13 protein-coding genes are annotated in these 12,142 nt (G+C 69.4%); 9 read left to right on the forward strand and 4 right to left on the reverse strand.

The genetic code is table 11. The features are described from left to right. Positions 1 to 12 precede the first annotated feature (12 nt). Together G6034_RS09145 and G6034_RS09150 are read left to right on the forward strand one after the other, a co-directional pair. Complete coding sequence (locus G6034_RS09145; RefSeq protein ID WP_176634809.1) at positions 13 to 714, forward strand: DUF5998 family protein; 702 nt, start codon at positions 13 to 15, stop codon at positions 712 to 714. A 5-nt stretch (positions 715 to 719) separates the two neighbouring features. Beyond that, entirely contained in the window at positions 720 to 1,949 is a 1,230-nt protein-coding gene (locus tag G6034_RS09150) for an alkaline phosphatase family protein (RefSeq protein WP_176634810.1), read from the forward strand. A gap of 69 nt (positions 1,950 to 2,018) precedes the next feature. On the opposite strand, the gene sepH is transcribed toward G6034_RS09150, so the two are convergent. Beyond that, positions 2,019 to 3,434, reverse strand: a complete 1,416-nt coding sequence (gene sepH, locus G6034_RS09155) for a septation protein SepH (RefSeq protein WP_176634811.1) — start codon at positions 3,432 to 3,434, stop codon at positions 2,019 to 2,021. 283 nt (positions 3,435 to 3,717) lie between these two features. On the opposite strand from sepH, the gene G6034_RS09160 reads away from it, so the two are divergent. Next, entirely contained in the window at positions 3,718 to 4,017 is a 300-nt protein-coding gene (locus G6034_RS09160; RefSeq protein ID WP_176634812.1) for a DUF4193 domain-containing protein, read from the forward strand. Between the two features lie 9 nt (positions 4,018 to 4,026). On the opposite strand, the gene G6034_RS09165 is transcribed toward G6034_RS09160, so the two are convergent. Continuing rightward, a complete protein-coding gene (locus G6034_RS09165; protein WP_425485494.1) occupies positions 4,027 to 4,512 on the reverse strand; it encodes a DUF3093 domain-containing protein in 486 nt (161 codons plus the stop codon). Positions 4,513 to 4,600: 88 nt separating this feature from the next. Between G6034_RS09165 and dut the strand changes: the two genes are divergently transcribed. From dut to G6034_RS09185, 4 genes are read left to right on the forward strand one after another with little or no spacing between them, the layout of a single operon-like run. Continuing rightward, complete coding sequence (gene dut / locus G6034_RS09170; protein ID WP_343038002.1) at positions 4,601 to 5,110, forward strand: dUTP diphosphatase; 510 nt, start codon at positions 4,601 to 4,603, stop codon at positions 5,108 to 5,110. A gap of 40 nt (positions 5,111 to 5,150) precedes the next feature. Then, positions 5,151 to 5,930, forward strand: a complete 780-nt coding sequence (locus G6034_RS09175; protein ID WP_176634815.1) for a DUF3710 domain-containing protein — start codon at positions 5,151 to 5,153, stop codon at positions 5,928 to 5,930. A 4-nt stretch (positions 5,931 to 5,934) separates the two neighbouring features. Next, on the forward strand, positions 5,935 to 6,270 hold the full coding sequence (locus G6034_RS09180; RefSeq protein WP_343038003.1) for a single stranded DNA-binding domain-containing protein: 336 nt from the start codon (positions 5,935 to 5,937) through the stop codon (positions 6,268 to 6,270). Next, positions 6,271 to 7,005: a DUF3159 domain-containing protein gene (locus G6034_RS09185; protein WP_425485491.1), complete on the forward strand. Its 735-nt coding sequence runs from the start codon at positions 6,271 to 6,273 to the stop codon at positions 7,003 to 7,005. A 35-nt stretch (positions 7,006 to 7,040) separates the two neighbouring features. Here G6034_RS09185 and G6034_RS09190 read toward each other — a convergent pair whose 3' ends face one another. Together G6034_RS09190 and G6034_RS09195 are read right to left on the reverse strand one after the other, a co-directional pair. Beyond that, positions 7,041 to 7,703: an FAD-dependent oxidoreductase gene (locus G6034_RS09190; protein ID WP_176634816.1), complete on the reverse strand. Its 663-nt coding sequence runs from the start codon at positions 7,701 to 7,703 to the stop codon at positions 7,041 to 7,043. A gap of 1 nt (position 7,704) precedes the next feature. After that, the gene (locus tag G6034_RS09195) at positions 7,705 to 8,376 is read right to left on the reverse strand and encodes a potassium channel family protein (RefSeq protein WP_176634817.1); all 672 of its coding nucleotides are present in this window, start codon (positions 8,374 to 8,376) and stop codon (positions 7,705 to 7,707) included. 132 nt (positions 8,377 to 8,508) lie between these two features. On the opposite strand from G6034_RS09195, the gene G6034_RS09200 reads away from it, so the two are divergent. Together G6034_RS09200 and G6034_RS09205 are read left to right on the forward strand one after the other, a co-directional pair. Further along, complete coding sequence (locus tag G6034_RS09200; protein WP_176634818.1) at positions 8,509 to 10,515, forward strand: APC family permease; 2,007 nt, start codon at positions 8,509 to 8,511, stop codon at positions 10,513 to 10,515. A gap of 13 nt (positions 10,516 to 10,528) precedes the next feature. Beyond that, the gene (locus G6034_RS09205; protein ID WP_176634819.1) at positions 10,529 to 12,046 is read left to right on the forward strand and encodes a class I SAM-dependent RNA methyltransferase; all 1,518 of its coding nucleotides are present in this window, start codon (positions 10,529 to 10,531) and stop codon (positions 12,044 to 12,046) included. Positions 12,047 to 12,142 lie beyond the last annotated feature (96 nt).

Below are 12,142 nucleotides of genomic sequence, written 5' to 3' on the forward strand. Positions count from 1 at the left end.
CACAGTGCGAAAATGGAGGCCATGAACACCTTCGGAGCCGGCGCCCCGGCCAACACCACCGGCCGCGACCTTGAATCCGCACTCCAGCGCTCCGGCTTTTATCCCCGGCTGGTCCAGGACGTCGTCAACGACGCCCTGGACGGGCAGGAGAGCCTGGCGCACCTGGTCCACCTGGAAACGCACTTTGACCGCACCGAGGTGCACCGCCACATCACGGTGCTGGTGCTGACGCAGGAAATGCTGGTCATCACCCATGTGGACGACCAGCAGCTGGACGACGCCGGTGAACAGGTCGTGGCGCAGGTGTCCACCGAATCCGTGCCCGTGGGGCAGATCGGCTCCGTGGTGCTGAGCTACATCTACGCCCAGCCGCAGGACTACAAGCCCTCCGACCCCGCCCGTGAACTGACGGTGGCCATCGCCTGGTCCGGCGGACAGCGGGTGGACATGGGGCCGGCGTCGTGCGGGGATCCCGAGTGCGACGCCGACCACGGCTACACGGGCACCATCGCCCAGGAGGACATCGCCCTGCGCATCAGCGCCGAGGCCGAGGGCCTGCAGGCCGTGGCCGACGCCAAGGCCTTCGCGCGGGCCCTGCGGGCGGTCAGCACCCGCGCCGCCACGCCCGCGCACGCGCCGGCGCAGGGGCCGGCGCAGGGGCCCAAGTTCCCGGTGCTGGGCCAGCGCATGGGCCGCAGCCACTACCGGCGCTGACCGGCGTGGAGCAGGCACACCGAACCGCCACGCCACCGTCGCGCCAGCCGGCCCTCCCCGCAGCGCCGGCCTATGGAAGCAACACGATCGCGGACGTCCTCACCAGCGCCGCGGCGGCCGCGGGCGACGCCCGGTTCACCAACGCGCTCAAGCTGCCGGCCGCCCGGCGGATCGTGGTGGTGCTGGTGGACGGCCTGGGCAAGTCGCTGCTGAAACACAAGGCCGGCCACGCCCCGTTCCTGCGCGGCGTCATGGCCGCGGACGGCGCGGGAGAGCACCCCCGCACACTCCACGCGGCGTTTCCCAGCACCACGGCGACCTCCCTTGCCAGCCTGGGGACCGGCGTCGGGCCCGGCCGGCACGGCATGCTCGGCTACGACGTCCTGGACCCGGATCAGGACAAGGTGGTGAACCTGCTGGGCAACTGGGACGCCGGCGTGGACCCGCTGCGGTGGCAGCCGCTCCCCACCGTGTTTGAGCGGCTGGAGGGGCACCTGCCCACGGCCACCGTCAGCCTGCCGAAGTTTGAACACTCGCCCATGACGAAGGCGGCGCTGCGCGGCGGAACGTTCCTCGGCGCGACCACCCCGCTGGCGCGCGTCCAGCTGGCTGCCGAGACCCTGGCCGCCCACCCGGGGATGCTCCTCTACCTGTACTGGAGCGAACTGGACAAGGCCGGGCACGCGCACGGGACGGACTCGGTCCAGTGGGAGCACCAGCTCGAGGAGCTCGACGCCGGCATGAAGCGCCTGGCCGCCGCCGTCCCCGCCGACACCCTGATCCTGCTCACGGCCGACCACGGCATGGTGGACGTGCCCCGTTCCGCCCGCATCGACTACTCCCGGTTTCCCGAGCTCGTGGCCGGGGTGCGCCACACCGCCGGCGAGCCGCGCATGGTCCACCTCTACCTGGAGCCCGACGCCGGCCCCGGCACCCGCGACAACCTCGTCGCCGCGTGGCTGGAGCGGTTTGGAAGCAAGGCATGGGTGCTCACGCGTGAACAGGCGGTGGAGGCGGGCTGGTTTGGGGAGGTGCGCCCCGAGGCCGCCGGACGGATCGGCGATGTCCTGGTGGCGGCGCGGGAAACCATTGCGTTTTACGACCTGCGGCGCGTGCGCCCGCCGGCCATTGAGATGGTGGGCCAGCACGGCTCCATCACGAAGGCCGAACGCGAGGTGCCGCTGCTGCGCATCCCCGTCACGGTCCCGGCCGCGAAGGGCAGACGGCGCCGGTAGCGGCCGTGCGGGCTGCTGGTTCCCCACCGACAGCCGTGAAGCACGACGCCGGTGGCCGGGCCGGGCGGCTCAGTCGCCCTTGGTGCCGAACACGATCTCGTCCCAGCTGGGGACGCTGGAACGCTTTGGCTTGCCCGCAGCCTTGCGTTCCAGCCTGGCGGCCACTTCGCTGTCCGACGGTCCGTCTGCGTCCTCCACGACCTCGGGGGCCTGTGTTTCCGGCGGATGCGGGGCGGCAGGCTGCAGGCCCCGAACGTCCGCGCTGCTGTCGGCGGAGCCGCGGTCCGCGGCGCTGCGGCGCAGCTGTGGCGCGCCGGAAAGGGTGATTTCGCGGGTGTCGGTGCTGACCTCTCCCACCCCCACTGCCTGATGGTCGTCCTCGTCACCGTGCAGTCTGGGTGCCAGCGAGAGGAACGGGATGGCACGCAGGCGTTTCTTGCCGTGCGCCGTGGCGGAATGCGCGTCCCCGGCAGCCCCGCCGTCACCGTCCTTGCCGGCAGCCCCGCCGTCACCGTCCTTGCCGGCGTCCTCCGCGTGGCCGTCCCCGGCGGCCGCCCCCGCGGGGACTTCGTCCCCGCCGCCCTCCGGGACGTCGAGGGGGTCCTGCGCGTCGCGCGGGTGTGCGGCCGGCACGTGGGTGCCCAGCATGGACGCGAGCTCGTCGTCGCCGTCCTCGTCGAGGCCCAGGCGCTGGCCGCGGCGCGAACGCAGCATGTCCAGCAGGCCGGAACCCGTGTCCTCGCCGGTCTCCTCGGCGGGTGCCTCGGGCACCTCGGGGGAGTCTTTGTCGGGCGCGTCGGCCTCAAAGTCGAAGGGGCGGTCGGCCACGGCACTGAGCCGGCGCTCGGGCACGGGGCCGTCCACCGGCTCCATTTCACTGAGCTGCTGGGCCCAACGATTGGCATTGGCCAGGGCCTTCCGTCCGGGGTGGAACGTCCAGCGGGCGGGGGCCGGCTCGCCGATGCTGCTTGCCGCCCATTCGCCGCCGGGCTCAAAGTCCGCCGTCACTGTCCAGGCGCCGTCGTGGACCCGCCAGGCATCCCAGCGCACGGTGCGGGGGTCGATCCCGAAGGCGGAGAGCCGGTGCATGACCATTTCGTCCAGGGTGGCGGGATTGTCGCCAAACGCCGAGCGGTAGCCGTCATTGCCGGGGGCCGGGCTGGACACCTCAACCTTGCGGGCCATTTGGGCCACGTGCTCGCGTTCGGCCAGCACCGGCCCTTCGTAACGGCGGACCTGTTCCAGGGACATGCCCGAATGCTCGGCGACGTCGGCCGCCGTGGCGCCCGCGCGGATCTGCGCCTGGATTTCACGGGGCGACATCCTGGCCGGGCCGGAGCTTCCGGGGGAGGCCTTCCGCGGCGCGCGGGTGGTGGCCATGCGCAGTGCTTCATCAATGGGCAGCAGGTATATTTCGCCGCCGGGTCCACTGAGTAGCAGGTGCTTGCCATCGTCATGCACACCCACTAAACGTAGATCCGCCATGCTGCCCTCCAAAGTTGACTGGTTTCACTTCGAAACTTTGCCACCGAACGCCCGGTTTTCCTACTACCCGCGCAGGCGTGGCGTGAATGGTTCACAAAATCACCTCCCGGCCGCCGCCCCGCCGCACGGGGCTGCTACGCCCACCGCGAACGCGGGCATTTTTCGGGCCTGTCCGCACGTTCCCACTCTAGGGTGATTGGCAGCATTTGCGTACAGGAACCCCGCACAGGGCCTGCCAACGCCCGTGCGAAGGCATGGGAAACAGAAATTGGTGAAGGAAGCAATGGCAACGGATTATGACGCGCCGCGCAAGAACGACGACGACCGGGACGGCAACGTGCTGGAATCCCTCGCGGTCCGGCCGTCCGGGCCGTCCGGGGCGGTCATCGACCTGGACGAGGCCGATCTGGCGGACAGCTATGAGCTGCCCGGCGGCGACCTGTCCGGCGAGGAGCTGGCCGTTGAGGTCCTCCCTGCCCAGGCGGATGAATTCACCTGTTCATCCTGCTTCCTGGTCAGGCACCGCTCGCAGCTGGCCCGTGAAAAGGACGGCTTGAAGTATTGCCGGGACTGCGAGGGCTAGCAGGGGCCGCTACTGGCGGCCCCTGCCGAGGGCCGCGGCGAGGCGCTCGGGATTGCGCGTGGAGGTGAGCCAGTACGGCGTGGTGTCGTGCGGGTCCGTGATTTCAACCTTGACCACCGGCTTGATCCAGCCGCGGATGCACAGGTAGGCCAGCCCATTGAGCCGGGTGCCGCGCTGTGCCGTGGCTTCGTCGGCCAGGTAGTAGGTGACCTCGCCGACGTATTCGCGTTCGATGACGGCACGGCCCACGCGCAAGGTGTCGGCCGTGACCTCAATTTTGGGCGTCCACAGCAGGAGCGCCACCGTTTGCAGGACCAGCAGGACAAAGAAGGCGAGGTAGCCTGCCAGCGGGCTGATGGGGATCAGGATGAGGATGCCCGCTGCGGAAAGACCCAGCACGATGATCCAAACACCCAGGTTGGGCCACAATTTCTCGGTGTACGTCGCTGTGGACAGGGGGGTGGCGCTGGCGGCCGGCGTGGAAGACATGGGAATAGCTTTTCACCTTTTGGTCGGTAATTCATCTTCTCCCGGCACCCGGCGGTGGGAAGCGGCGCCGCCGTTCGGGATAGAGTGTGCAGTTGTGACCAACCAGACCGACTTTGTCCCCTCCGACGGCGCAGCGACGCTGGGCGTGCAGTTGCACATGCTTGACGACGGCATCGATGCCCCGTCCTACGCCCATCCCGGCGACGCGGGCGCGGACCTGCGCACCAGGATCGACGTCGTGCTGGCGCCGGGGGAGCGTGCGCTTGTGCCCACCGGCGTCTCCATCGCCCTGCCCTTTGGTTTCGTGGCCCTGGTGCACCCGCGCTCGGGCCTGGCCACCAGGCACGGGCTGACCATCGTCAACAGCCCGGGCACCGTGGACGCCGGGTACCGCGGGGAAATATCCGTCACCTTGCTCAACACCGACCCGCACCACTCCATCACCCTGTCCAGGGGCGATAGAATTGCACAAATGGTCTTCCAGCGCGTGGAACACGCCACGTTCGAGCTGGTGGACCAGTTGCCGGACTCGGTGCGGGGCACCGGCGGCTTTGGCTCAACCGGCGGCCATGGGCAGGCCGGGGCCGACGCCGCCGGACGCTAGGAAACGTTCGGTTCCAACATTCACAAGGAGTTTCCACCCCATGGCTTTTGGGTTTGGCAAGAAAAAGAAGAATGACACGGCCGGTGCCGCTGCGCCCGCGGGCCACGCCCCGGGCGATGCCGGAACGGAATCGGCCGAAAACGGCCTGCTGTCCCTGCCCCCGGACCCCTCGGACACCGTTTATGAGCGCGGCGTCCACGGACCCCTCGACGCCGACGAGATCTCCGACACGGACGGATATGTGGACCTGGGGGCGCTGCTGGTCACCCCGCGCGAGGGGCTGGCGCTGCGCCTTGAAGTGGAGGAGAGCACCAGCCGGGTCATCGCCGTCACCTTGGACCTGAATGGCTCCAGCCTGCAGCTGCAGGCCTTTGCCGCGCCCCGCTCGGAAGAGCTCTGGCGTGACATCCGCGAACAAATCGGGCTGTCAGTTGGATCGCAGGGCGGCGAAATTGAAATTCTCGACGGCACCTTCGGCAAGGAAGTGCTGGCCAAGGTTCCCGCCCAGGCCGCAGATGGCAGCCGCGGCTACCGCGTGGCCCGTTTCATCGGCGTCGACGGCCCCCGCTGGTTCCTGCGCGGTGTGCTCGGCGGGGATGCGGCCGTCAACCCGGAAGCCGCCAAGGAGCTGGAAGACCTGTTCAGGGGCGTCGTGGTGGTCCGCGGGGAAACCCCCCTGCCGCCGCGGGACCTGCTGGTGCTCCGCCTGCCCCGGGATGCCGCAACCGGGCCCGACGGCACGGTGGCAGGTGACCACGCGGTCCCCGCCCAGGGTGGGGAACCATTCCGCCGCGGCCCGGAAATCACGGCGATCGGCTAGCTGCGTGCCCACCGACCAGGGCGCCTGGCCAGTGCCGGTGCCCATCAACGAACTGCCCCGGCGCGGCCGCGCCGTCTGCAGCGGGGTGATCGACGCCGTGACCATCCGGCCGGCGTCGTCCTCCCTGGAATTCACCGCCATCCTCACGGACCGGGAATTCCACCGGACGCCGGACGACGGCGGCAGCCACCGCCTGAGGCTGGTCTGGCTGGGCCGGCGCCGCGTGCCCGGCATTGAGGTAGGCACCCGGCTGCGTGTTGAAGGCATGGTGTCCCTGCGGGACGGGCTGCCCACCATGTTCAACCCCCGCTACGAGATCATTGGAACACAGGAGGGCTAGTTGGCCAGGACCACAGCTGAAGACGACGGCGCAGCTGACGCGGAAGACCGGCTGGCGGGCGGCGCGGACGGCGGCGGGCCCTCAGGGGCGCTGGCCGGCCTGGCCCAGGAAATGGCCGCAAAGTCCGCCCTGGCGCGCAAGGACAACGGCGAAATCGACCTCCTGGCCGCGGCCGGCGGCATCCGAGGCATTGCGGAGAGCGTATTTCCGGGGCTCGTGTTCCTGGTGGTCTTCACCCTCACGGGCAACCTCCCCTGGTCGCTGGGCGGGTCCGTCGCGGTGGCGGCCGTCTTCTTGGTGGCGCGCCTGGTCCAAGGGACACCGCTCACCCAGGCGCTGGCCGGGATCGCCGGCGTCGGCCTGTCGGCCTTCCTGGCCCTGAAGACGGGCAAGGCGGAAAATTTCTACACCATCGGCTTCTTCACCAACGCCGCCTACATCGCGGCCATGGCGCTCTCCATTGCCGTGCGCTGGCCCGTGCTGGGCCTCTTGTTTGGCTACGCCCGGAACGAAGGCGTGCAGTGGCGGAAGAAACGTGAACGCCTCCGCGCCTACAGCGTGGCGACGTGGATCATTGTGGTCGTGATGGCGGCGCGGCTCGCCGTCCAACTGCCCCTGTACTTCGCGGGGGCCATTGATGCGCTGGGCGCCATGCGCCTGCTCATGGGCGTGCCGCTGTACGCCTTCGGCCTCTGGATCGCGTGGCTGGTGAGCCGGCCGGTGAAGGCAGGCTGACCCCCCGGGGGGGACGGTCGGCCTTCGGAGTGCGGTCAGCTTTCGGAGGAAAGCAACATCCGCAGCCCGTCCTCGGCGGCAATCGTGGAAATGAAGAACAGTTCGTCCCCAGCCTCCAGCACGTCGTCGCTGCTGGGGGTGATGGGCGCCTCGTCGCGCAGGATCGCCACAAGCGTGGCGTCCTGCGGCCACTCCACCTTCCCCACGGTCAGGCCAATCATGTGCGATTCCGCCGGCACCGTGAACTCCACGAGCGACGCCACGCCCGTCTGGAGGGTCAGCAGGCGCACCAGGTCGCCAATCTCCACGGCCTCCTCCACCAGGGCCGTCATGAGCCGTGGCGTGTTGACGGCAACGTCCACACCCCATGAGTCGTCGAACATCCAGTCGTTCTTGGGGTTGTTTACCCGGCCCACCGTGCGGCCCACGCCAAATTCGGTCTTGGCCAGCAGGGACACCACCAAATTGACCTTGTCGTCGCCCGTGGCGGAGACCACCACGTCGGCCTGCTCCAGTTTTGCCTCGCGCAGGGTGCTGATTTCGCAGGCGTCGCCCACGAGCCAGCGGGCGCCGCGCAGGCCGCTCTTGCCGATCACCTCCGGCTTGGGGTCGATGAGCAGCAGCTCGTGCCCGTGGGCAAGCAGTTCGCGGGCAATCGAGCAGCCGACGCTGCCAGCCCCGACAATGACAACCAGCACCTTAGATCTCCTTTACTGGGGCGGCGGCCAAAATGCGCGCAACCTCGGCCGTGTCCGTGCCCTGCACCATGGCATGGACGGTGTCGCCCTGCTGGTAGCTGGTGTCCGCGCCGGGCAGCATTCCCTCCCCGAAGCGGGTCAGGTACGCCACACGCAGCGGCGCGGCCTTTTCGACGTCCACGATGTGGTGTCCGATCCATCCCGGGTTCAGGGCCAGTTCGGTAAGGATAAGCCGCCCGGAGGGTTCACGGAAGTCGCCCTTGATGGCGGTTTCGGGCAGGATCCGCCGCAGCACCTGGTCGGCGCTCCAGCGCACGGCCGCCACCGTGGGGATGCCCAGGCGCTGGTAGATTTCGGCCCGGCCGGGATCGTAGATGCGGGCCACCACGTGCTCGACGTGGAACGTTTCGCGGGCCACGCGCGTGGCAAGGATGTTGGAGTTGTCGCCGCTGGAGACGGCGGCAAAGGCGTAGGCGTTCTCGATGTCCGCCTGCCTCAGGGTGTCCTGGTCAAAGCCGACGCCGGTGACCCTGCGCCCGCCGAATCCGGTGCGCAGCCGGCGGAATGCCCTTTCATCCTGATCGATGATGGCCACGGAGTGGCCGGAGTCCTCGAGCGTGTGCGCCAGGGTGGCGCCGACGCGCCCGCAGCCCATGATCACAAAATGTGCCATCCATGCTCCTCGTGGTGATGATGGGCACTGCAACACAGTGCGGCTATCAATCTGACCCGTTTGTTGCCCGCCGGTCAAGTCGGGGCCGGCAGGCTCCTCCCGCCTCGAAGTCTGCCATGAGTGTGCCCTGTCATGACTTTAGCCCCGCGAGGGACTAGCGTTACCCGCGTGCTGAATTTCTTCAACGCGTTCAAGCGGGTCCTTGTCGGGCGGCCCTTCCGCAACGACAAGCTTGCCCACACGCTGCTGCCCAAACGCATTGCGCTGCCGGTTTTCGCCTCCGATGCGCTCTCCTCCGTGGCGTATGCGCCGGATGAAGTCCTGCTGACGCTGGCCCTCGCGGGCGTGGCCTCCGTTTCATTCGCCCCCTGGGTGGGCCTTGCTGTCATCATTGTGCTGCTCACCGTCGTGGCGTCCTACCGGCAAAATGTGCATGCGTATCCGTCAGGCGGCGGCGACTACGAGGTCGCCACCGTCAACCTGGGCAGGACCGCCGGCCTGACGGTGGCCTCGGCGCTCATGGTCGACTACGTGCTCACGGTGGCCGTGTCCATGTCCTCCGCCGCGAACTACCTGGCCACTGCGGTGCCCGGCTGGCACGGCACCCAGGCGGTGATCGCCGTCGTCGGCGTCATTGTCCTGGCCCTGGTGAACCTGCGGGGCATCCGCGAGGCCGGCAGCGTCTTTGCCGTCCCCACGTACATCTTCATGTTCTGCATCTTCGCCATGACGGCGGTGGGCCTCTTCCAGGCGGCCGCCGGCACACTGGGCAGGGCCCCGTCGGCCGGCTTTGAGATCGTCCCGGACGCGGCGTTCAGCCAGGGCCTGACGGGCCTTGCCGGCGGGTTCCTGCTGCTGCGTGCGTTCTCCTCCGGCGCCGCAGCCCTGACGGGCGTGGAGGCCATCAGCAACGGCGTGCCCAACTTCCGCAAGCCCAAGAGCAAGAACGCCGCCACCACGCTGCTGCTGCTGGGCGTTGTCGCGGCGGGCATGATGGCGGGCATCCTGTTTCTGGCCAACGCCACCGGAGTGCACATCGTGGCCGACCCGGCGACCGAGTTTTTGCAGAACGGTCACCCGCTGCCCGCCGGGTACGTGCAGAACCCGTCCATCAGCCAGATTGCGGGCACCATCTTCGGCGCCGGGTCCATCCCGTTCTTCATCATTGTGGCGGCCACCGGCGTGATCCTGGTGTTTGCCTCCAACACTGCCTTCAACGGCTTCCCCGTGCTCGCCTCCATCCTGGCCCGCGACGGCTACCTGCCCCGCCAGCTGCGCACCCGAGGCGACCGGCTCGCCTTCAGCAACGGCGTGATCCTGCTGGCCATCGGTGCGCTGGTGCTGATCATCTCCTTCGACGCCGACGTCACCAAGCTGATCCAGCTCTACATCGTGGGCGTGTTCATCTCCTTTACCGCCAGCCAGCTGGGCATGGTCCGGCACTGGACCCGGGAACTGCGCGTGGTCAAGGACAGGCACATCCGCTTCCGCATGATGCGCTCCCGTGCCATCAACTCCCTGGGCTTCTGCATGACCCTGACGGTGCTGCTCATTGTGCTCGTGACCAAGTTTGAACAGGGCGCCTGGATTGCGCTGCTGGCCATGGCCGTGCTGTTTGCCATCATGTGGAGCATCCGCTCCCACTACGACAACGTCGCCAAGGAACTCGCCGTGGAGACGGACTCCTCCACCCGGGCCCTGCCGGCACGCATCCACGCCGTGATCCTGGTCTCCCACGTGCGCAAGCCGGTCATGCGCGCCGTGGCATTCGCCCGCGCGTCGCGCCCGTCCACGCTGGAAGCCATCACGGTTGACCTGGACGCGGCCGAGACCGAACAGACCATCGCCGATTGGGACAGGCTCGACATCCCGGTACCGTTGACGGTGTTGGCAAGCCCCTACCGGGAGACGCTGACGCCGCTGATCAGCCACATCAAGGCCATGCGCCGGGACTCCCCGCGCGACTTGATCGTGGTGTACATCCCCGAATACGTGGTGGGCAAGTGGTGGGAGCAGCTGGTGCACAACCAGACCGCCCTGCGCATCAAGACGCGGCTCCACTTTGAACCGGGCGTGGTGGTGGCGAGCGTGCCATGGCAGCTGAAGTCCTCCACCGAAGCCAAGAAGTACCAGGAATAGGAACCCCGCACACATGAGCGAGCCCCGCATCAGCACCTCCACCGGCACACTTTCGGGCGGGACCGGCAGGCTCACCGTCACCGTGGGGCCTGCGGCGCACGGCGGCCACTGCGTTGCCCGGCACGAGGGGCGCGTCATCTTTGTCCGCCACGCCATCCCGGGCGAGGTGGTGGAGATCGCCCTCACCGAGCACGACGACGGAGCCTCGTTTTGGCGCGCGGACGTCACCCAGGTGGTGGAGGCGTCACCCGACAGGGTGGCCCACTTTTGGCCCGAGGCCGACGCACTGGAGGCCGCCTCCCGGGGCGCGGCACCCATCGGGGGCGCCGAATTTGGCCATATTTCCCGCGCACGGCAGCTGGCGCTGAAAACCGACGTGGTCAGGGAGCAGCTGGAGCGGCTCGGCGGGCTGCCCGCGGCGGCCGTTGACGGGCTTGTCGGTGCGGGCGTGGAAGACGTCGACGCGGACGGCACGCCCGAGCAGCAGGCCGGGCTGGGATGGCGGACCCGGGTGGGCTTTGCCGTCACCCCGGCAGGGAAGCTGGGCATGCATGCCCACCGCTCCCACGAGGTGCTCCCCGTGCAGGGGATGCCCCTGGCCGTACCGGCCGTTGACGCCCTGCGCCTTTGGGAACTGGACCTCAGCGGGATTGAAAGGGTGGAGGTGGCCGCCCCCGCCAACGGCTCGGAGGCCCTGGTGCTGCTGGCGCCCGCGCCCGGGCTGGGGGAGAAGGCCGCCGGGCTGGCCCTCAAGCGCATTTCCCGCGCCCTGCAGGGGCGCCCCGTCCCGCCGTCCGTGGCCCGCTGGGATCCGGAAACCGGCGCCGTCACCGTCCTCCACGGCCGCAGCTGGGTGCGCGAGGCCACCGCGGACCATGACTTCCGGGTCACCGGGGACGGCTTCTGGCAGATCCACCGCAGGGCCCCGCAGGTCCTCACCGATGCGGCCCTGGAGTTTCTCAACGCCGGCGGGCACCTCAACGACGGCGCCGCCGTGGCGGACCTCTACGCCGGGGCCGGGCTGTTCACGGCCCCGCTGGCCGACGCCGTGGGCCCGGGCGGTTCGGTGCTGTCCGTGGAGGGTTCCGCCGGCACCAGCCGCGACGCCCGCAAGAACCTCCACGCCTCGGCCCAGGTGGAGATCGTCCAGGGCCGGGTCGAGCGGGTGCTGGGCGCGCGGGCCCGGGACGCACGGGACGCACGGGACGAAGCGCCCCGCGCGGCCAGGGACCAGGCCGGCGCCAGGGGAGGGGGGCAGCGGCGCCGTTTTGACGCCGTCGTGCTTGACCCGCCACGCGCCGGCGCCGGCAAATCAGTGGTGCGTGCCCTGGCGGCTGCCGCCCCGCAGGCCATCGCGTATGTTTCCTGCGACCCGGCGGCGTTTGCCCGGGATGTGAAGTACTTCGCCGGCTCCGGCTGGCAGCTGGAGAGGCTGCGTGCCTTTGACCTCTACCCGCACACGCACCACGTGGAGACCGTGGCCCTGCTGGTGCCCGTGAATCCACCTGGCAGGGGCGTACTTGCGCGCTAAGCGCCCTGCCGCCGGACCCGCGGAGGCCACGCGGCCCGCAGCGGCGCGGGACCTGGCGCGGGACCTGGCGCGCAGCAGGCCCAAGGGCACGCTCGT

Origin of the sequence: Arthrobacter wenxiniae, assembly GCF_013376105.1 — a bacterium.
Lineage (GTDB): Bacteria > Actinomycetota > Actinomycetes > Actinomycetales > Micrococcaceae > Specibacter > Specibacter wenxiniae.

Excerpts from the sequence above, each read along its gene's own strand:
- G6034_RS09200 (WP_176634818.1), top strand. The coding sequence starts at position 8,509 with ATGACTTTAGCCCCGCGAGGGACTAGCGTTACCCGCGTGCTGAATTTC.
- sepH (WP_176634811.1), bottom strand. The coding sequence starts at position 3,434 with ATGGCGGATCTACGTTTAGTGGGTGTGCATGACGATGGCAAGCACCTG.
- G6034_RS09160 (WP_176634812.1), top strand. The coding sequence starts at position 3,718 with ATGGCAACGGATTATGACGCGCCGCGCAAGAACGACGACGACCGGGAC.
- G6034_RS09195 (WP_176634817.1), bottom strand. The coding sequence starts at position 8,376 with ATGGCACATTTTGTGATCATGGGCTGCGGGCGCGTCGGCGCCACCCTG.
- G6034_RS09205 (WP_176634819.1), top strand. The coding sequence starts at position 10,529 with ATGAGCGAGCCCCGCATCAGCACCTCCACCGGCACACTTTCGGGCGGG.
- G6034_RS09145 (WP_176634809.1), top strand. The coding sequence starts at position 13 with ATGGAGGCCATGAACACCTTCGGAGCCGGCGCCCCGGCCAACACCACC.
- G6034_RS09175 (WP_176634815.1), top strand. The coding sequence starts at position 5,151 with ATGGCTTTTGGGTTTGGCAAGAAAAAGAAGAATGACACGGCCGGTGCC.